Consider the following 22095-nt stretch of genomic DNA (forward strand, 5'->3'; position numbering starts at 1 on the left):
CTTTTATAATCGTATGATTTCGCTACTTGTTGCTCTTCCTTTATATTTGCTGCGCTGTGGGTTAAATGAATAGCGCAACTGTAGCATTACACCCCGTGTATCAAGTTTTCTGTTTTTTGAGTAATAGACATCATTGATGTGGCTGCTCCATCGCTCCTTGTCGGTATTGAATAAATCTGAAATCTTAATCCACACCGCCAACTTGTTTTTTAGCAAAGAGGCATTCAGACCGATGTCGGTACGGAAAGAGGGTTTGAAATCAGACAAATAGAGATTGCCTGCTGCCGTTCCCCATATGTCGAACGAAAGATTGACGTGTTTCGAGAGGCGGAAGAGATTATCAAGTTCATAACTGAAATAGGGTTTATTGTAGTTTCTGCCATGATACGTAAAAGTTTGCTTGAATACACTCATTTCAATTTTAGGACGCCAGAATTTTATCGTTGATGAATAACTCACCGTCGCGCTCCATTCCCGATAATGTGGAATGTTTTCTGTCGTAAACAACATCGCAGAAGTACTCTCTAACTTCTTGGTTGTTCGCATGAGACTGTTCTTATACCAAGTATGTGTTATATCAATCATCAGACCTTTCCACGAAAACACGTAATCCAGAATATAGTCATTGGCCGACAGCAGCAGTGGGTTGCCTCGTTGATAGGTATATTTGTCCACATATACAGTGCTGCTGTTTAATTGCCCATAAGAGGGGCGATGAATGGAGGTCGTGTAACTCAATGACATGGAGACAGCATTCTTGTCATAATCTATCTGCAAGTAGGGTAAAATTTTCTTATAGTCTTTACTAACCTCCTCATTGAGCTTTTCATTATGAAAGTATTGATAATTGACAATTTCTATGCGCCCTCCCGCTTCTATGGAAAAATGCCCGAAAGTCTTCGACAGTGAAGAAAAGAGCCCCCACAATCTTTGGCAGTTTTCATCTTCGCTTTCATTTAAAGCTGTATTGCTCGTTTTGTTTGCATGATATGAATATTTGTTTTTCGTGAAAGAAAATTCCAAACCATAATGTAGCTCTCCACCCCACAATGGATTAAGGATTTCAGCCTTGCCTGTATATAGGTGATAATCGGATTTATTTTTGGAATCCACATCTTTTTTCTGTGTCCAGGAGGTTTCGTATTGAGAAAGTGCTTTCCCTTGCATATAATCAACATTCATAGTCAATCTATTACCTTTCCCCCAGGAGGTGATGTAATAGGCATTCAGTGCATGATTTGTTTTTTCATTTTTTCCCAGCAGCATGACATCTTCCGAATATTTTGTGGCATTATTCACTGAATATATGCTGGTTCCGCTCATTTCATCTCTGTTGGATGGTGTCCGGGAAAAGTTGTATTTCATGCCAAAGTCATTTTTCCCATTGTTGGAAAAGTTGAACCCCGAGCTTACATTGAATGACTTGTTTCTAATATTATTGTTGAACGATTGGTCTACATTGATGGCGTTACTGTTATGGTCAAAATCAATCAAATTTCCTGTCGAACTTTCTTTGCTATCATATCGGAAGTCCATACCACCGAAAAAATCCCAATTTCTCAAGCGATAGTTCAACTTTCCAAACTCTAAATGATTGAAATGTTTTACCAGAGTTTCGCATGCTGTAAGATTGACGCTCAAGCCTTCACCTTTCCGGATAGTCCTTATGTTGATGACTGCTTTTACGTTGTTTCCATAGTCCGTACCTGGATGAAGATTGATTTCAACATTTTTTACCTCATCACTGGAAAGTTTTTGCAACTCACCTACATCGTTGATCTTGATGTTATCTATATAAATCAGGGGTGTTCCTCTGCCAAAGACAGAGATACCTTCCGTCGTACGGCTGACAAAAGGCATCATGGACAGAACCTGAATGGCATCTCCTGTTCGTGCCAACAAGGTGTGCTGCACATTGACTTGCATTTTCCCTCGATTCATTTGAATGACAGGACGTTTCCCGGACACTACCACTTCATTCAGTTGTTGTGTCTCTTCAATGAGTATAATGGTTCCCATATCCACACGAGGAGTCAAATATATGTTTTTGTAGCCAATACTGCTTATCTTGATAAGACAGTCATCCAAAGACAATTTCTTCGGATTCGACAGCAGAAAATGCCCATCATCAGCTGTTACTGCTCCTGAAATAAAAGTACTGTCTGATTTTGTCAGCAGGACGACATTGGCATAAGCAACCATCTCGCCACGCTCATTAGACACTTGTCCTCGTATCTCCTGTGCATTGAGAGACAAGTTCAATAATAAACTTAGGATTATTAGAAAAAGTTCTTTCTTCATAACTTCATCTGAGATAAAATCTTGTCAATATGTGTTTTATAAAAAGAGCAGGCTACCTTGTTTACACCTTGGTCAATTTCTCTATCAAGAGGACAGCCTCCTCCACAAACAGGTAAGACGGGACAGTCAATACATTCAGAATTTTCAAGATGATTGGCCGTGAAAAAACAAGAAGACAATCTTTCCAGTGATATACTTTCTTTTATAATATTTCCTATGGATTTATTTTTATTCCCGACATGTTCTATACATTTGAAAATTTCTCCATCTGGCGTTATTGCATATGTTCCTACAGAGTTATACATACAGGGGGAAGCAATATCAGGGAGGAATAAGTTTCTTTTGTTATTAATTTTTAGTTCATCAATCCGCATTAAGTAATCAAAATAATCTTGATGATTCATACAAGAACCTTGTGTATCAAAATTAGTACGGTCTTTCACTATATTGTAATTTAATTGTATTCTTTTTTTCTTCATTTGAGAAGGGAATTCTTGATTAAAGAAAACTAATAATTTCTCATACTCTTGGAAGTTTGTCTTATCAATCGCTACCTGTATGGTTATGGGAATGGAAGTCTCAGATAACAATCGTTTGATGCCTGAAATTATAATATTAAATGAGCCTTTCCCTGAATGAAAATATCTTCTGCTATCATGTATTGTTTTTGTTCCATCCATTGAAATCTGAATGAACTCTATAGATATTTTTTTGAGAATATCAATAGCATGGCTATTCAATAAACTACCATTAGTAATCATTGATGATGAATAGTTAACATGCTCCATTTCTAATTTTTTGGTAATATTTTCTATAGTCCTTATATTCAATAATGGCTCTCCTCCAAACCAAATTATAGAAATCTTTTTCTCTTTGTTTTTCACTAAGAAGCGGATAATCGCATCTTCCACATCTTCTGTCATGTTAATTTTTCTTTTATTTCCAGCTTCAAAGCAATAAGAACATGAGAAGTTGCAGTTCATTGTTGGACAGATATAAAGCACTATTCGATTATTACGAAACATTTTGGAATACTGAATGTATTTATATTTTTGTATTTCTTCTTTTCTTTCATTTATAATAATTCCCATATCAATTAATTGCTTAATTATATCTGAATTATTTTCTATTGTGAATAAACCATTAAAGATGTCATTATCAAGTTGTACTAATGCACTTGTGAAAGTGTTGAAAATGGAAACTTTTCCATCTCTCTTTGCGTAAATATTATATTTAGAAAATTCCATTGATAATATCTAAATTATAATGGAAAGGTGTAGTTGACTCAATCCCACACCTTTCCATAGTTAATAAATTATGGGGATAGAGTTACTGATGCTTCCGAATCCTCAGATCCATCTGTTAAAAAAGCAGGGCCTTGATAACCACATTTACATTCCATAGAAGTATAGCCTTTTTTGCAAGAAACTTCTACCTGAGAATCGACACCTCCAGTAAGGAAGTTCATCTCTTCATCACTCATGGGGTTTAATAAATCTGTTCGCCCACGGTTTAAGATTTTTAAATCGTTCATAATTTCCTTTTAATTATGTTTTTCTACTCGTGTCGCCTTTTGAATCCGCGTCCTTTATTTCATACAGCTTTCCGATAAAGTCGGTAAGGAAATTGCTGCACTGTAATCAATTTTACAGCTTCCAAACGACTAAGTTTGTGTTTTAAATCTCTGATTGCGTTTTTTGATTTACTTACTAATACTTCTCATACAAAACCTTATTACGTCCTTGCAAGAGAGCAATAAGTTAGTTTCTACTTAGTCAGCAGTAAGCAATACCGTTCCATATGAGAACCTTCCACTCTCGGGTACAAGGAGAAGTATCTTGTCCCCTTGCTTTATTTCCTTTGTCCTTATGAGTTCTTCCAATCCGACATAAATGGCTGCTGAACCGATGTTGCCGACAGAAGTCAGATTTGTAAACCATTTCTCTTTTGTCAGAGCAATATTACGAGTAGCTATTTCATCATTTAATTTCTCATAGAAAAACATTGATGATACATGAGGTATGACATAATCTATCTCTTCTGCTTTTACATGATGTTTGGCAAGTACGGTTTCGATATGGTCAACCCAATACTTGATAATGTATTTCTTTAGCTGCCGAATGTCCTGTTTGCCCACAAGTACGGCACGCTCCTTAATCTCATCAGGAGAGAACTCTTTCCAGCTTTTGAGTCGTCCGTTTTCTTGCAACTCTGATGCCATAAACATACAGGTCGGTAGTTCGTTGGCATAGGAAATCATATCAACCCATTCGATTTTGAGAGGACATATTCCTTCGGGATGATCTTGCACCAATACCGCTCCTGCACCATCAGAAAGCATAAATCGCATAAAATCCTTCTCAAAAGCCATATAAGGGTCTTTGTCAGGATTGTCATGTGTAGCTTCATACTCAGGGTCATAAAATTTGGATACCAATGCAGGTGAAGTTAATTCTGATGCCACGCATACAGCTTTTTGATGCAGTCCTGCAAGAATATTGCTATAGCATATTTTCAATGCCTGCAATGAGGTAAGGCATACACCTGCAGAGGAAAATATTTCCATAGGATAGTTGGCTAATTCTCCATGAACCATAGACGCATGGGAAGGAAGCAATTGATCGGGTGTGCTTGTCCCACAAGCCAAAAGGGTCAAGTCGTCAGGAATATTTCCATTTTCAAACAGCCCACATACGGCTTCTTTTGCCAATTCTGCATTCGAGTGTGTTAGGCTTTGATTTTTGTCCAACCCGTAATATCTCGTTTTGATGCCATTTTGTCTAAGGACAATGGAACGAACCCTTGACGGATTTCCACCAATTTTTCCGATATAGTCTTCCATATCCTCATTGGCGATGGGAGAATTAGGAAGATATGCCGATACGCTATTGATATATGCTGCTTTTTCCATAGGAATATTATTTGGTTATTAAATAGTATATTGTGTATATTTGCTCTTTCAATTCGGAAATAGAAAGTTGGCTGCTCAATGCACTTCTGTATGACAATCCAAGATATATATTTCTAATGGAAGATATAATCTTTTCTGTTTCCACAGTTTGAGTAATCTCTCCTTTCTGTTTGGCAAGCTCTATCACCTCTTTCCACTCAAGGCTCTTTCTTTTCTCGTATTCTTGAAACTTCTCTTTCCAATCCGGATAGTTGTCTTTCAGATACAAGATAAATGACATGAAATTGGCAGGAGTGACTGTGCCTTTTGTCATTATAAAAAATGATTTCATACGGCGACCGATGTTTTCTACACGATTATCAATAAAGTCCTTTAATGGTGTAGAGCTTGTAAGTTCAAGAAAGTCTGTAGCATCATTTGTCAAGAATTCAAATACAAACCTATCAACGGCATGATTGAATATATCCTCCTTATTCTTGAAGTGATGAAACATATTGCCACGAGAAATGCCGGTAGCTTCCACTAAATCCGAAAATGATACTGCTGCATAACCTTTTTTCAGAAACAGCCTGAACGATTCATTAAGGATAATGTCCCTTTTGCTTATGCTTTCTTTATCTATTTGTTTTTCCATTATTTCATAGTTGCTAAATTCAAAACAGAACGTTTGTTCTGTGTTTATAAGTGCAATATTATGCAAATTATTTCAATCCGCCAAATATTTCGGGGAATTTTTCTTCAAAAAGTTTCATTTCTCTCTTTTTTTGCATTTTGCAATAGAAAAATAGTTGTTTCTATTCATTTTTGCTGATTAGGCAATAAGGCTAAAAAAATCTGACAAATTACTTCCATTAAAATTAGTTGGTAATGATTTTAAGTGCTCCTACAATTTATTTCCGTAAAAACACACTGCTTTCATCAGAAAATATTATCTTTGCATTATCAATTTAAGTGTTCTTTGGGGCGCTGCAGAATAAAGAAAGGGAAAGAAACTCACTCGTTTCTAACTCGTTCGGCTTTTATTATTCTATATTATGTTTTCCATTTATAATCAGCAGATTACATCCACTTCTATTACTTTTTATGCGGAGGGAAAACTTTTGGTTCTTCCGTTAAATGTGTGGACGCTTTTCGTAGTGCTTTAACGTAAGAGCCAAAGTTACTCATTAAACAAAAATATAGCTGAGACTGTCAACTATCTATCCTATTTTCATCCTCTTTCATTGAAAATCTTTTCGTTTTAAGACTTCGAAATCTGCAGACAAGGATTTGAAAAACCATTACATAATATCAAAGAAAACACCTATAACGAACGGCAAAATACACACATGAAGCAGGTTTGCAATCAACAGGGTATCAATTAGTTACCAAGTATAAAGTAAAAGGTGCCTAATTGGACTTCAAAAGGGCGTTAGCAAGGGTCTTAAAGAGCATCTTTTGCAAGCCAAAAGGGCGTCTTTTAGAAGCCAAGCTGTACAAAAATAGTTTACAAACATGGTTTAATAAGGGAATAAGCAGGTTATAGACGACAGATAGACATCACACCTAATTACATTTATCGTATAGTTTACCCCCTCCTTATAAAACAATCTTATTGGAGGTAAGCTTACCATGTATGTGGATTAATCTCATTCTATTAACAATCTACACATTTAACGGAAGAACCAAACTTTTACCGGACAACAATAAATAAAAAATGACCATTTCTGTACTCGATTTTGAGTAAAGAAATGGTCTTTTCTTTGCCTTTAGAAGAGCCCTACTTATAGATTGAAAGTTTTCAAGTTATTAATGTGCATTTTGACACACCCTCCCTTTTTATTAACCTCCTTATTTTTCAAATCTTTAGCATCCTAATCAAAAACATAGGTAATACGTGCAAAAAGGGAATGGCTTCCATCAAAATCTCCCAAATATCGGAAGGTATATCCTGCTCCTATCTTCCAATGATTAGCAACTATAAAGTCTATTCCAGTAGAAGGGGAGATAATATAAGACGTATGTTTTATATCTATACGTTCTGTGCCGTTGTTAGGCGTAAAGTGTTCGTAGCTTCCATCAATAATGCCAATACCACCACACAATTGCAAATAGTAGTTGAACAGTTTTGTTGATATAACATTAAAACCGAACCCCGTACTTATTGAATAGTCTTTACGAGACATAGATAAAATCCGATTACCTTCAGGAATATTCGTCAATTTCAATTCTGTACCATCATCGGTAGCTCCGAATAAGTCGGTAGTCCAAAAAAGACGATTGCTGATATAATACTTGGATAGAAAACCGATGCCAAAGCCCGAACTGAATGAGTTTTCGTATGGATTGCCGATTTTTGTATAGGTTTGCAAACCTCCATACATGCCTAATTCCAATGTTTTCTTTTGGGCTGCTATAGGCAAAGTCAAAATTAGCGAAAATAAAATAATTGTAATCCTTTTCATATTTCTACATTTCTTGATCTATTGTAAATTCAAAACTGTTTGAAATCTTATACGACTTGTTCAACGGATCTGAGAAGTATACCCACGAACTTCCAACCAAATCGCCTGATGAGACAGTGGCTTCTACTTCTTTTCCAAAAGCAGAAACTGTTACCTTAGCCTCACCATCATCTTCGTAAAAAAGATATGCCATTTTTGTCATTAAAGCTGTACGCGCCCAATTAAAAACTCTCCAATTTCCATTATTTTCAACTACTTTCCACGGGTTAAATTTCAACCAACTACGACTTCCTGAATACCATCCATCTTCACCCAAATTAATAGGAAATACAGAAACTTCTCCTACGATAAAATCAAAAAGAGAGCCTAACTTTTTATAATAAACTTTGCAAAACATTTCAGGTGCTCCTCTTGACCAACCTTCAACATTCTGCAGTGCAGATTTAGATAAAAAGCGAGCTTTTTTAATGGTTTCAAAACTTTTTCTATCAATAATACTTCTTTTTCTGATCGAAGCATTTGTATTTTCTAATTTTGCATTATTGTTATTCGTAATTTGTAAGGATTCTGAAGATATTAGTCCCTCTGTTTTTAACTCATATGAGTAATATGGTGTTCTTAAAAATGTAGAAGAACTATTTTCCATTTTAGTCTTGACGTTTACGCGTTCATTATAGCCAATCACTAAGTATGGCAAGTCTGGTTCTTTTTTAGAACTAAGAAGAATGGTATCACCTTTCATATTATATGCTTTTAAGGTGTATTCTTCATGTTCATTAACTTCTTTTGGAGAAATAACTATAAGGAAGTCATCATATTGAGACAAATCGCCCCAATCTGGCATATATATATTTAATAATGGCTCCGATTTAGAGATGGAATCAAGCAAGTTGTCTAAGAAAGATTGGGTAACTGCCCTATGCGCTCTTGAGTATAGAGATTTGTCAATGTTTTGTGGAACTAATAGAGATTGGTATAATCTTTCGATATCGTTAGATGATCTTGTTGTTCCTTGCCTAAAATTTGAAACAAGAAAATCATAATCGCCATCAAATTTCTTCTTCGTTTCTTTTTGCAATAACTTTAAAAAAGAATTGTCTTTTGTGGTTATTGCATTATGCAAAATAGAGGCTAACTTATAAGCATTATTCTCTATTTTAGAATTTTCTAACTCCTCATTAATCTTACCCTCTGTAGAAGGACTTGTTGTGGTTAAGACACTGTAATCTTCATCATTTTGACAACTGAAAAAGAAAAAGCATACCACCAAAGAAACGAAAGTCAAATATATCTTTTTCATATTTATTAAAAGTAAGTATTTTTTTATTGAGAGATTGAATTAGTTGTTCTCTCTTTTAAACATTATCCATTGTTTCATACAGTTTCCCGAATTGCTCGGTAGGAATTGCTGCACTGCAGATAACTGCAACTTCCAAGTTCTACAACTTGTGTTTTTGATTTTCTTAAATGTATGCAAGTTATAAATTTAATATTTGTATTCCAATCTCTTTTGTTTTTATAAATTCCTTGCAAGGGACTTTATAAGTACAATGCCTAATTATCATATAGATAAAAATACTGTTCCATACGAGAACCTTCCACTCTCTGGCACAAGAAGAAGTATTTTTTCTCCTTGTTTTATTTCTTTTGTACGTATCAATTCGTCCAACGCCACATAATAAAGATACGGCCGCATGGCCTTTTTTCAGAAATAATCTGAACGATTCATTAAGATAATGTCTCTTTTGCTTATACTTTCTTTATCTGTTTGATTTTCCATAATTTCATTATATTAGAATTAAAACAGAACGTTTGTTCCGTATTTATAAGTGCAATATTATGCAAATTATTTCAATCCGCCAAATTTTTCCGATGATTTTTCCCGAAAAAGTTTCATTTTTCTCTCTTTATCTTACTTTACAGTGTAAAATAATTGATTATGAGCCTTTTTGATAGCATAATAACAACACTAAAACTTGAATAAATAAGTGCCAATAGAATTAGATGTGAATATTTTAAGGTGTATCTACAATTTATTTCTCTAAAAATACACTGTTTTCATCAGAAAATATTATCTTTGCATTATCAATTTAAGTGCTCTTTGAAGTAATGCAGAATAAAGAAAGGGTAAGAAACTTGCTCGTTTCCAAATCGTAACCCATTTATCCTTTATTCATTCTTACTCTATTGATTATCTGAAAGATATAAATTTATTGAATCTTTTGCGGGCGTAGTCTGTTGCAATCAGCATCTTTGCCCTTTCCTCGCTCTCACTCAGAGGTGCTCGTCCCAAGATTGTGGCATCGCCACTCTTAGCAAACTCCATCAGCTTGCCGATAAAAACCTCCTGCTCGGGTGTTGGCGGTATATTGTGTAGTATCTCATTCTTCTCTGGTCTGTCGATACCGATGTCTTTGGCGGTACGAAAATCGCAAATCTCCGCATAAAAGTAATGGGGGTGAATGTAATCGACTGATTACTAATAAAAAGCAGAATATATAATCTGATAAGGTGAACGACTAAGAAACGAGCGAGTTTCTTTCCCTTTCTTTATTCTGCAAAGTCTCAAAGAACTCTCTGTTTGATGTTGCAAAGATAGCGATATAATTCATATAAGCAAAGTATTTACGTTGTTTTTTCAATGAAAATCAACCTTAGACATTTCTAATTCTATAAAATCGCCATTTTAAGGTATTGCATATATCTATGAACAATGGTAATTTTGCAAAATGATAATCAAAAGAATTCTTTTAATCTTCATCATTCTACTTCTGCTGTTTCCCACTGCTAATGCTACTATTTTGAATTTAGTTGTGGGTGATACTATATACCCTACTCGAAAACATGTTTCTTCATTACATAAAACGATAGAACTCGATGAAGTTCAAGTTATTGGACAGCGGAAATTGTTTTCCATAAGAAAAGACACCACGTTTATCAATACTGATTGCCTTCGAGTAAGGAAAGGTGCTAACTTGGAAGACTTAATCAGGAATATTCCGGGCATGGAATACGACAAGGCGAACAGGCAACTATCATTCAAAGGAAAGCCATTGAACGGCGTAAACATCAATGGCGAGACCTTTATGGGCAACGACATTATCGCAGCGTTGGAGAATATGCCAACCGATGCAGTGGAACTACTGAAACTGTATGACATGCTCAGCGCATTGGAGAAAATGACGGGAGTAGATGATGGTGCCGACAATTATGTGCTGGACATCAAGACCAAATCTACCTACAATGGCAGCCTGACAGGAACACTAACGGCTGAACACGGCAATCGCGACAGACGCAGGGATGAGGTACAGGGCAATCTATTCAATGCCGATGGCGAAAACACCTCGCTGACTTTGCGCTCTGACAATCTTAGTAATATGAACATTGGGGGAAACAATTTCCAAAACATATTGTCGGGCAATATCGTGAAGAAATTTGGTAAGAAAATTACGCTCAATGCAAGCCTCTCACTCAATGCCTTCCACAATGGAAGCGAGAATCATGACTATGATGAGCAATATCTTTCATCGGGAACAAAATATCGGGAATCAATGCTGCTTTCCTTGAGCAAGAATCACAGTAATGCCGCAAACATAAATCTGCAGTATAACATAGACAAAAAGACTTTGCTGAATATAAGTGCAAATGGAAACTTCGGACGGTCAGACAACCTGACTGACAACACAACATACCTATATGAGCGCAATACGGCTGCGGACACGCTGACCTCGGGAACGCTGCGAAATAACACAAAAAGCAATGGAAAGAATTACCATGTATCTGCCGACCTCACACGGCGGATTGGCAAGGCTGGGGCATCATTTACCGTGAAGGCGACACTTGGCGGTAACTCGAATGAAACTAATAATACCAGCCTTTCACTGACGAAATTCCACCACCTGCGCAACGCTGTGGGCGGAGATTCACTACTGTTGCGCAATCTTTGCCAACAACTGCCCACCCTGCGCAACGAAAGCAGAATATCATTGCAATATACCCATCCTTTTGGCAAACAGTTGAAATTGCAGACAGGGTACGGACTGCATCACGAAGAGGATAGAAACACAAGCAACACTTACGACTATACTATACCGAATAGACCATACATAGATAGCCTAAGTTATGAGAACACACTATCTATATGTGGGCAGGAACTCACCCTGAGAATGGATTATAAGGGTAAGCAATGGAAGATAAACAGTGGCATTGATGTAGAATGGCAACGCAGGAATATCTGCCGGCAACACAATTCGGAAACAGTGGACTATACAGTCAAGGCTACGGAATACAAGCCCAAGTTCGGCGCAAAGTGGAACAACGGAAAAATAGAAGTTGAACTGCGTTATAACGGAAACACACAACAGCCTTCCATACAGGCTTTGCTGACACTTGATGACAAGAGCAACCCGCTGTCCGTGAAGATAGGCAATCCGCAGTTGAAGCCAGCCTATCAACAACAACTGTCCATCAGATTAAATGAGAGAAAATATGGTATTACCTTTATGGGCAATTACCACAACTCGTTCAATGATTTTGCAGAGGAAGTAACGTATGACTCAAATACTGGCGCACGGACATACAGAACTGTCAATATCAACGGAAATTATTCTGTGGACGGGATGCTGCAATGGCAGAAACAAGTGAAGCGTCTGATGCTCTCTGGTACTATGAGAACTTCTTTTAAAAACCACGTCTATCTCTTTCACGAACAAACGTACGGTAATGCTTTGAAGAGCAAGACACATACAACGGGTAATGAGGTTAGCCTACGATTGAACTACCAGCCGAAATGGGGGAATATTGACCTACACGCCAGTTGGCAACTCTACCGTTCCAACAACTTACTGACAAACACCCATGTAAATACCATTGACTACGACTGTGGCATCAGCGGCACAGTAGAACTTCCCCACGACATTGAAATATGGGGCGATGCAAATTGTCATCTGCGCCGAGGAACCTATTCAACCACAGATGATGACCAGTGGCTATTGAACGTGGGAGCATCGTGGCGTTTTCTCAGGAAGAAACAAGCCACGCTCTCATTCAAATGGAACGACATTCTGAATAGGCGAAGGGACCTCAACCGTTCCGTTTCAGGTTACGGGTATCACGAGAGTTTCCGACCGCAGATACATAGTTATGCCCTCGTATCGCTGCGATACCGTTTTAGCCTTACCAAAAGTAAAACAGATAAAAATTCTCACAAACAGCAAAATCCTAATAAATAAGGATTGCAAAAATAAAAATAAAATCATAAGAAATAGGTATTGTGAAATCCAAACAAGGCTCCTACCTTTGCAACTCAAAACAATTAATTTATTATCGAAAATGAAAATAGTAAAGAATTTAACATTACCAGTATTGGTATTCCTTGTGATGGGACTTGCCTCATGTAGCAGTGATGATAATACAGTTCATTACAGCACAAACTCCCTTAAAAATACAGAATTGATGACTGTGTTGAAATCGAAAGGTTATCAGTTCGACAAAGACGGTAAGTTGGAACTCAACGATTTGGCCAACAATACCACATCGCTTGACCTTAGCGGTACAAACCTGAAGGATCTCAGCGGTCTTGATATTCTTCCAAACCTAAAAGATGTAAAACTCTCCAATAACGGGTATGGACCTGTTTTCGACTTCGCTCAGCTGCCAGCACAAATTACCGGTGTAGATTTGACGGGCAACGACATTTATGACTTTGAAGGACTGGTGAATGTAAAGACGGAAGAGAATGGTGATGAAACCGTAACACAGTTGCACAAAATCACAAAATTGTACTTGCCACAGACAGCAAAGTTCAACATCAAAGACCTTGTGCGTTTCTATCGAGAGAAGAAGGCAGAGATTGAGTCTGGAAGTATAGACGTGAAGATGGAAACAGCAAAAGGCGACTTGCAGAAATACAATACCATTCGCGAGATACCTGATGAGAATATAAGGGCTAATTTCAAAAAATATTTTTCCAGCATCTTTGATGAAGACGGTATTCATATTGACATCAGCAAGCGGTTAAGCAACAAAGATAGGTCGAATGCCTGTGTATTTAATAAGTGGTATGGAGTAGCCACTGCTGAAACACTGGAAGGGGTACAATATATTGTGAACAATCCTTATTGGGACGGCAAACTTCTTACTGTAAACCTGACAAACAAAGCGAAACTCCCATACCTGAGACCCTGTAGCGGTCTCATGACCTTGTCATTGACAGACGTGGATGCCTCTGAAGGCATCAATCTTGAGGATGCTACAAACATGACAGGTCTCCTATGGGTAAAGGTTAGCGGTATTAGCGAAATAGATTTAAGCCATAGTACCCTGTTTGGTCAGAGAGCGATTGAGCAGGAACAGGATGGTCCCGGTGGTTCCTCACTTGTTTTTGTAGAATGCCCGGATTTGAAAAAGATAGCTTTACCGGAAAAAAGCGGATTGCGATCTTATATGATAACATTTGCGAATATGAAGAGTTTAGAACAGGTAGATTTGTCCAAATTTAAGATGATATCCAATTTGGAACTTGGTGGTTTATCTGCGAATTGTCGTGTTACCTATCCGGAATTGACGGAATTTCATACCTACGATAAAAAAACCTCTTTTGCGTGTACGCAAGACGTGTTTGACAGACAGGAAACAAAAGACTTTATCAAGAAGTATCTCAAGGTCTTGACCAGTGGTGGTGGCTACATAGATGGAGTTGAATGGTCATCACTAATTAATAATTAACAAAACATAAAAAAGATGAAACATTTATTTATTTCTACCGTATTGACGGTAATCAGCATTTTAGGATTTGCAGTAAATTCTAATGCGCAGACAGGTACTTACAATGGTACGTTGAGTAACATTACTATGAATGGGAAATCATACAATGATGCTACAAATCAGAGCTTTACATTGACAAGCACTGGTGGTAACCTGTATGATTTGAGAGGTACAGTGGGACCTATTGGCAAGATGCCAGGAACAATCAAAGTAGAACTTAAAGTTTCTATCAACAACGGAGTTGTTACAGCAACGACCCCCATAGGCGGTTATGCCGGTAAATTGATGTTGTTGGATGGTGGATTACCCATTAAAATTAAATTATCCAGTTTTACAGGCTCTCTTGTAAATAATGAACTCCATTTCGTTCTTGACACATACGCAGGTTGGCAATTTGTTCCTGTCTTCCCTGCTTCTGTTACTTTTGACGGTACGCTACAACCATAACAAGGCGACATGCGATTCATAACAGTAAAATGTATCCTTTGCCTCTTGGCAGTGTTCTCATTGGGTTTATCTTCCTGTAACAGTGATGACAATTTGGAACAAAAAGCCCCCGCTCAGGAATACCTAAAAGAGGCAAAGGATATTTTGTCAGGAGATATTGTCCTTTCCACAAAAGCGACAATGAACACGGTCGATAAGACCCTCCTGCCCCAAGGATGTCCTACTAAATTTAATTTCAATTGGGAGAAGGACAGTCTTCGTCTGACGCTCGATGGCTTTACCGTAGGCAAGATGCCATTGATTGTGTATTTCTCATGCAAATGTAAGTTTATGCAACTCAACTCTTGGGAAAAAGACGAATATAAAGGGGATGGCTGGATAAAGTTTAAGGGTAAGGACGGTAGCGTTACGGGAAATCCTAAAGATGATTCCGGAGTACAGCAAGGAAGTGGCGCAGGTGTAGAAGGCTATCTGAATGTGAAAACAAACCAGATTACATTCATAGTTGATTACAACATGATGAACGTACGTTCCGAGTGTTTCTTGCAGACCATCGACAAGAACCGTATCAACAATTACGAAGCCGAGTTTGCCCAATACGAGAAGGACTTGGCAGCCTATAAGAAGGAACACGGATTGTAATACGTTACAAATATGACAATAAAGGAAGTGAGGGGCTGTGAGTGCTTTCACTTCCTTTTTCAATAATAAAAAGAAACGATGCAGAAGAAAGGATTCTTATTCTTACTCCTTTGCCTGCTTTTGGCGATAAGCGCACAGGCACAGCGCAGGGTAAGGATAACCATACTTGAGAAAGATACGCAGCAACCTTTGGTAGGGGCTACTGTGCAATATGCCACGAGCAAAGAGATGTTGGATGTTAAGAATACCATTACCGACATTGAAGGCAAGGTGATATTAAGTATAGAAAAGGGAAAGGAACTATACTATAATGTCCATGCAACGGGCTTCGTCCCCGTAAAAGGAAGTGTGCCGCCACAGGAAAACAACATAAAGATTGTTATGCGCGAAGACGTGCTGCACCTGAACGATGTCGTTGTAACAGGTTCACGAACAGAGCGCCCCGTAAAACTTTCGCCCATTACCACACAGGTATTGGGCGGAAAGGCACTCGTTGATGCAGGGTACAGCGACCTACAACATGCCCTGCAACAAGAGACACCAGGACTCAACATTCAGAAAGTGGGTTTCGGCAACGAAATCTCGATGCAGGGACTCGACGCGCGCCACGTTCTCTTTCTGCAAGACGGTGAACGAATGACGGGCGATATGGCAGGCAACCTCGACTACGAACGCTTTAATCTGCACGCCATCGACCGTGTGGAGATTGTAAAGGGTGCCAGCAGTACTCTGTATGGCAGTCGTGCTTCGGGTGCGGTCATCAATCTTATTTCTAAAAAAGCGACCAAACCATTGGATATTCAGGCAGGTATGCGCTGGGCACAGATGAACGAGCGCAACTACAAGACACCGTCTCCAAAAGATTTTCTATATATGTTTGAGAAGAACAGCGACCGCCCTAACCTGCAAGCATGGCTTTCGGCAGGAGTGAAGCACAAGGCTTTCACCTCACAAACCGACGTATGGTATAGTGAGAGCGATGCCTTTTATCTGTATCAGGCGGAGAACGACAGCAAGACCTACACAAAGGAGGCTAACCCATTCCTCCCTCACGACATCACGCTAAACGGCACTGCCGTCCGTTCACCAATGGGTATTGAGGGAACGGAGCATATCTCGGCAGCGCAGAAGTTCTATTACGAGCCTAACAGAAACCTGTCGGTACAGGTGTATGGTTCGATGTTCTTCATGAACTCATACGACCTGATACAAGACATGACCTTCTCGCAGAGTCGCGACTTCATGGCAGGCGTTAAGGCGAAATATAATGTAAAAGACTGGTTTACCGTAAACCTTAGCATACACAACGATTTCTACGACCGTTTCAAACGGCACGAGCGTATCGATGAACGCAAGAAGGTGTACAAGAGTAAAATATTCGAGCCACGTCTCACACTGACAAGTACCTACTTTAGCGGACACAGCATCATACTTGGAGTGGAACATACTTCGGATGAACTCACCAGCGACCGATTTGTAAACCGTAAGATGACCACTCGGGCACTGCACGAGACGGAATACTTCCTGCAAGATGAATGGACGGCAAACACGCATTGGATGCTGTCGACAGGCGTGCGCACTAACTTCTCGAAGGCGTTCGGATTTATGTATATGCCAAAGATTGCAGTTAAATATTCGCCTGATGAGCATTGGGCAATACGTGCCAACTACTCCATGGGCTATCGTGCGCCCAGCATCAAGGAACTGTTCTTCAACTGGGATCATCTCGGAATGTTCCAGATAAGGGGTAGCGAAGACCTGAAGCCAGAGAAGAACCATTATTTCTCTTTGGGAGCAGAATACACCCATAATGGTTTCTTCATGAATGTAAATGCTTACATTAATAAGTTCCGTAACAAGATAGAGGGCGTATGGCATATTTACGATATGCAGTACAACTTCGAATACACCAATCTCAGCAGTCAGCGTCTGTACGGAATCGAGGCTATCCTGAAGTGGCATTTCCTCGACCACTTTACCCTGAACGGAACTTACAGCTATGTAAACGTGAGCAAGCAGGATGGCATACAAGTGAATACCACGTCGCCACATGCTGCCACGGCAAGCATCGACTATGTATATAACAAGCCTAACTACCGCTTGAAAACCATCTTCAGTGCATCGCTCATGGGCGAGAAAAACTTTGATGTGCAAGATCGTGTGTGGGTGGAAGAACATCATAAGAGCTACGATGCCTATTTCCGCTGCACGCTGCCTACCTATGCACTCTGTAACTTGGCAGTGGTGCAGACATTCTACAACAAAGTGAAAGTTACGCTCGGAGTAGATAACATCTTCAACTATGTGCCCCACACCTTGGGGTCGGGCATCACTATGTTCAATGTTCCTGCCACCAGCGGTGCAAAGGGATATGTGCAAGTGGAGTTTCTTGTTGATGACATTGTAAAATCATTAAAAAGAAAGAAATGAGAAAATACATATTCATACTTTTCGCTTTAACGACAGCATTGTCCTCGTGCGTGAGTTACGATGCGGAGGAGTTTACGGGCAAAACGCTGCCAAGAGTTACGGGATACACCACTGGCATTACCAACGATTGGCTGTACATCAATTTGCGCACAGGAAAAATATTCAACCTTGACAAGCCCAATGGCGACATTAAAGAGGGCGAACAGCGGGAACGTACCGACTGGGACATTGCCTTTTGCGGCTACCGTATGCGAACGAATAGCGGAACATCGGGTAATGGAAAAGGCGGAGCCGCCGACTTAGGATACGGCAGTTACGACACTTGGAAAACGGTGGCGCAATTGCCAACCAATTTACAATGGGTGGTGGATGACCATTCGGTATATATCACCATGTCGCAAAACGACTGGAACAAGTATCTCATCGCCAATAAACTCGACTTTGAACAGAATCCTTGGTTCGATCCCAATCGCGGTCCTGCATCGACACAGACAGATGCTAACCCCATATTGGCAAAAGCGATGACCTTCACAGGTCCGCCACCTGTATATGCACCCTCGTTCCATACATACGTGGTACGCACTGCCGACGGAGAGCGATATTTCAAATTACAGATCATCAGTTGGTACAAAGCCGATGTCGAAATAGGCGACACGGGCGGACAGATGAGCTATTATTGTGATGAACTCCGGTAGGTTTTAGGAAGTGTATTACCAATCAACGAAAAGTGCATTATGAAACTCAAAAAAGTGCATTATGAAACTTCAAAAAGTGCATTATCAATCAGACAGGAGTTAATGAGCAATCCCGAGAAAGTCAATAGGCAACAGAAAAATAGCTAATGAACATCCTTCAAAAAGCTCACGACCAATTTTGAAAAAGCTAATTACCAATCTGAGAAAAGCTAATGAGCTTTTTGCACTATCTTCTTATCTGTTGGCAAATAACAGATTGACTAAAACGAAAGAAAAGAATGAAAAATAAACAAAAATACTATCCAAGGCAAACTCTTATAGCCTTTCTGTTAGTTCTCTTCGCCATGCCATTGGGACACGCACTGATGATACTCATGGAAAAATTCATGGGCGAGGGAGCCATGCACATCGCTGGTTTTATGATGGGCTTTGTAGGTTTAATCCTTGTCATTATCGGCGTGTTCGTAAAGGGAGATACTCGGCAGACATTGTGGGGTTTCATCGGTGGACTGCTTTTTTGGACAGGCTGGGTGGAGTTTCTTTTTCTCTATTATGCCCGTCGCTATGGTGTTCAGCCCGAGATTGAAAACGGAGAGATAGTAACCAAGCTCGAATACCTTATCATGCCCGCATCGTTCGGATTATGGATGATGGTGATGACGATGTATGTGTTCAGCACCCGCAACGGTTGCGACTTCATCACATGGATTCAGAAAGTCGTTTTCCGCACAAAGCGTAAGGTGATAGCCGCCCAGCCCATGACACGCCACACCAGCATCGTAACCTTTATGGAGCTCAATATGATGCTCTGGGGGCTTTACCTGTTGCTGATGTTCTGTTACGACAAGCGTTTCCTCGGCGACCACCATCCCGTTACGTTCCTCGTAGGAGTGGGATGCCTCATAGGCTCGTTCTTTATATTGCGTCGCCAACTGCGTCTTGCCTCATGGGGTGCAAACATCCGCATGGCAATCGCAACGGTTGTCGTGTTCTGGGTACCTGTGGAAGTGCTTGGTCGCCTTGACTTTTTCAAGGAGATTTGGATTGAGCCGGAGAAGTATACTACCCAGATGATTTGCATCCTCGTGGCATTCGTGGCATTGCTCGTCTATATCATGTTTGCAGCTCACAAGAAGAAAAGCCATGAGTAACAAGAAACTATATTGGTGGAAATCCATCGTGTCGATGGGCGTGATATTGGGAAGCATGCCCATGGTTCACTTGGTGGCACGAGTATTGAAGGACAACTACGACGGCACGCAACTGTTGGGTGCTGGCATGGCTGTGGGATTCGTGGGCTTGGTGATGGTGGTGGTCGGTGTTTTCGTCAAGGGACAGACTCGCCAAACCTTGCTCGGACTTATCGGTGGCATGTTCTACTGGACGGGTTGGGTGGATTTCCTCTTCATGTATTATGCCCATCGTTGGGGCACACATGCTGAGATTGACCCAGTGACAGGAGAAGTGTTGAGCCGCCCTGAATATCTTCTGCTCCCTGCCACCTTTGGCTTGTGGGCAATGGTGATGTTGCTCTACATCTTCTGTTCCCGAAATGCCTGCAACTTCCTCAACTGGTGGCAGACGCTCTTCTTGGGGAAGAACAAGCGACTCATCGCCGCTCGCCCGATGACACGCCACACCAGCATTGTTACCTTCATGGAAATCAACACAATGCTCTGGACTTGCTATCTCCTGCTGATGAACCTCTACGATCCTCAATTGTTTGGTCGTGAGAGTCCAGTCACCTTCGGTGTAGCCTTCGGTGCCTTGCTTTCCGCCCCATACGTATTTCGCAAGCAACTCCACTTGCAATCGTGGGGAGCAAACATCAGAATGGGTACGGCAACGGTCATCGTGTTCTGGATAGCGGTAGAGGCATTTAATCGCACGGGCATCATCGGGAAGCTCATTGCACATCCGAGCGAATATCCTTGGCATTGGGTGGTAATGGTGATAGAACTTTGTTTCTTGGCAGGAAAGATTGTCAAGGATGCAAGGGCGAAGAAAGAAAAGAAATAAGATAGATAATCAGATAAGGAAATCAATGAAGAAAGGAACTTGGAGAAAACAACATAAATGGCTTGGTATCGGCTTGAGCTTCTTCATGCTGATGTTCTGCGTGTCAGGCATCCTGCTCAATCATCGTTCACTCATCAAGGAGGTGAACGTGAGCAGGAAGTACCTGCCAAGTCGTTATGAGTTTCGGAATTGGAATGGTGGATTGCTACGAGGCACGCTTGACATTGGCAAGGATTTAATGGTAGATTCCATGAGGAATGTGGATTCTTGTCGCCAACTGTTGCTTTATGGCAATGGTGGCATCTGGCTTACCGACTCCAAGGATTTCAATGAGGGGTTGCCAGAAGGTGCAGACTATCGTCAAATCAAAAATGTCATAAGGCTTGATAATGGAAGGATATTTGCTGTCTCACCTTTCGGGCTTTATCGCTATGGAGTGCATAACAAATGGCATGAGGTGAATATGTCACTGGAGGATGAGGAGAAATTTACGGACATCGCTTCGCATGGCGACACCCTTGTAGTGCTCAGTCGTTCCTTTGTCTATACCTCGCTTCCTCCTTATACACAGATACAATCCTCAAACCCATGGAGGGACAATTGGAGAAGTTGAGGCTATTATTTCTCAAACTAACCATAAGTCATGGAATAATGTTCCAGAGAGCTACAGGCAATCACAGGCATCCTATGCTTATTATAGCCTTACTAAAGCCATTCCAAAGTTGTCCAAGCCCCAAATTGATAATTATATTTATAGATTAAATGATGCGTTTATAGGGACTGCGACTTTCAGTTTTGAAAATAATATGGTGAATTTTATATTTAATTTGCAAGAAGTTATTGTACCTGCATCAAAATAATCTTGTAAGTGTATGGAACAAAATAAAATATTGTTTATTATAGGTATAATGACTATGTTCTCTTGCCATTCTATTCATAAAACAATGGAATCTGGCAATGGGCAACTTAGCAATTCAGAAATTATCCAATTATTAACTGATGACAGTGTAAAGTATTGGATAGGTGTTAATTTTGGTTCTTCTTTTAAATTTGCCAGAGAAGGCTTAAGATTCAATTCTTATAATAAGAAAGGAGATGAAGAATTTACTTCCCAACAGGACATTTTATTCCCTAAAGTGTTTGATGTTGATGGCATGCGAGTTTTTATTTATTGGAAACTTCCACATCCTGTGGAAAAGCTCTATCCATATGTTGATTACAAAATACGGAAAATTTCAAAAGATACGTTAGTTATAGGGGATTATACAGACTTTGTGTTTGTTAATGGTCATGGTAATGCCCCAAATCGGGAATTGTCAAAATAAAAAAATAATAAATGTGGGGTAATACTCCAAATCGGGAGTTATTGAAATAATTATCTGATTATCAATGTACTTTCCAAAAGATAAAGTATTAGGGCAGAGTGGAAAAATCGTTGAAA

General features: G+C 39.7%; 17 protein-coding genes and 2 pseudogenes. 10 read left to right on the plus strand and 9 right to left on the minus strand.

Annotated elements, in window-relative coordinates; translation table 11 throughout:
* Positions 1-3 precede the first annotated feature (3 nt).
* The 9 genes and pseudogenes from F0475_RS02570 to F0475_RS11960 form a co-directional block, all read right to left on the minus strand.
* Positions 4-2301, minus strand: coding sequence for an outer membrane beta-barrel family protein (locus F0475_RS02570; RefSeq protein WP_155715261.1), 2298 nt, complete (start codon positions 2299-2301; stop codon positions 4-6).
* Positions 2298-3548 (minus strand): radical SAM/SPASM domain-containing protein, encoded by a 1251-nt coding sequence (locus F0475_RS02575; RefSeq protein WP_099838891.1) that lies wholly within the window; start codon positions 3546-3548, stop codon positions 2298-2300. Before F0475_RS02575 ends, F0475_RS02570 begins: the two co-directional genes overlap by 4 nt.
* A 68-nt stretch (positions 3549-3616) precedes the next feature.
* On the minus strand, positions 3617-3835 hold the full coding sequence (locus F0475_RS02580; RefSeq protein ID WP_099892039.1) for a hypothetical protein: 219 nt from the start codon (positions 3833-3835) through the stop codon (positions 3617-3619).
* A gap of 237 nt (positions 3836-4072) precedes the next feature.
* On the minus strand, positions 4073-5212 hold the full coding sequence (locus tag F0475_RS02585) for a StlD/DarB family beta-ketosynthase (RefSeq protein WP_155715262.1): 1140 nt from the start codon (positions 5210-5212) through the stop codon (positions 4073-4075).
* A gap of 7 nt (positions 5213-5219) precedes the next feature.
* Positions 5220-5846: a TetR/AcrR family transcriptional regulator gene (locus F0475_RS02590; RefSeq protein ID WP_006948478.1), complete on the minus strand. Its 627-nt coding sequence runs from the start codon at positions 5844-5846 to the stop codon at positions 5220-5222.
* Between the two features lie 1219 nt (positions 5847-7065).
* On the minus strand, positions 7066-7656 hold the full coding sequence (locus F0475_RS02595) for an outer membrane beta-barrel protein (protein ID WP_036888140.1): 591 nt from the start codon (positions 7654-7656) through the stop codon (positions 7066-7068).
* A 4-nt stretch (positions 7657-7660) separates the two neighbouring features.
* Positions 7661-8956: a hypothetical protein gene (locus F0475_RS02600; protein ID WP_155715263.1), complete on the minus strand. Its 1296-nt coding sequence runs from the start codon at positions 8954-8956 to the stop codon at positions 7661-7663.
* 261 nt (positions 8957-9217) lie between these two features.
* Positions 9218-9334, minus strand: a pseudogene (locus F0475_RS12000) (3-oxoacyl-ACP synthase); the annotation flags it as partial.
* A 513-nt stretch (positions 9335-9847) separates the two neighbouring features.
* Positions 9848-10105: pseudogene (locus F0475_RS11960) on the minus strand (helicase); the annotation flags it as partial.
* A gap of 280 nt (positions 10106-10385) precedes the next feature.
* Between F0475_RS11960 and F0475_RS02615 the strand changes: the two are divergent.
* The 10 genes from F0475_RS02615 (at position 10386) to F0475_RS02660 (ending at position 21979) form a co-directional block, all read left to right on the plus strand.
* Positions 10386-12887: an outer membrane beta-barrel protein gene (locus F0475_RS02615; protein ID WP_008822855.1), complete on the plus strand. Its 2502-nt coding sequence runs from the start codon at positions 10386-10388 to the stop codon at positions 12885-12887.
* A gap of 100 nt (positions 12888-12987) precedes the next feature.
* Complete coding sequence (locus tag F0475_RS02620) at positions 12988-14382, plus strand: leucine-rich repeat domain-containing protein (RefSeq protein WP_020967129.1); 1395 nt, start codon at positions 12988-12990, stop codon at positions 14380-14382.
* A 15-nt stretch (positions 14383-14397) separates the two neighbouring features.
* Complete coding sequence (locus F0475_RS02625; RefSeq protein WP_008822857.1) at positions 14398-14868, plus strand: hypothetical protein; 471 nt, start codon at positions 14398-14400, stop codon at positions 14866-14868.
* Positions 14869-14877: 9 nt separating this feature from the next.
* Positions 14878-15510: a DUF4903 domain-containing protein gene (locus F0475_RS02630; RefSeq protein WP_009228512.1), complete on the plus strand. Its 633-nt coding sequence runs from the start codon at positions 14878-14880 to the stop codon at positions 15508-15510.
* Positions 15511-15588: 78 nt separating this feature from the next.
* A complete protein-coding gene (locus F0475_RS02635) occupies positions 15589-17940 on the plus strand; it encodes a TonB-dependent receptor (protein WP_155715264.1) in 2352 nt (783 codons plus the stop codon).
* Complete coding sequence (locus F0475_RS02640; protein ID WP_008822860.1) at positions 17937-18635, plus strand: HmuY family protein; 699 nt, start codon at positions 17937-17939, stop codon at positions 18633-18635. Before F0475_RS02635 ends, F0475_RS02640 begins: the two co-directional genes overlap by 4 nt.
* A gap of 278 nt (positions 18636-18913) precedes the next feature.
* Complete coding sequence (locus tag F0475_RS02645) at positions 18914-19786, plus strand: hypothetical protein (protein WP_155715265.1); 873 nt, start codon at positions 18914-18916, stop codon at positions 19784-19786.
* Positions 19779-20654, plus strand: a complete 876-nt coding sequence (locus F0475_RS02650) for a hypothetical protein (RefSeq protein WP_008822862.1) — start codon at positions 19779-19781, stop codon at positions 20652-20654. The genes F0475_RS02645 and F0475_RS02650 overlap by 8 nt, the downstream gene beginning before the upstream one ends.
* A gap of 25 nt (positions 20655-20679) precedes the next feature.
* Entirely contained in the window at positions 20680-21267 is a 588-nt protein-coding gene (locus tag F0475_RS02655) for a peptidase (protein WP_008822863.1), read from the plus strand.
* Between the two features lie 259 nt (positions 21268-21526).
* Positions 21527-21979 (plus strand): hypothetical protein, encoded by a 453-nt coding sequence (locus F0475_RS02660; protein WP_008822864.1) that lies wholly within the window; start codon positions 21527-21529, stop codon positions 21977-21979.
* The last annotated feature ends 116 nt before the right edge of the window (positions 21980-22095 follow it).

Origin of the sequence: Prevotella vespertina, from assembly GCF_009728485.1 — a bacterium.
In the GTDB taxonomy this organism is placed as follows: Bacteria; Bacteroidota; Bacteroidia; order Bacteroidales; family Bacteroidaceae; genus Prevotella; species Prevotella vespertina.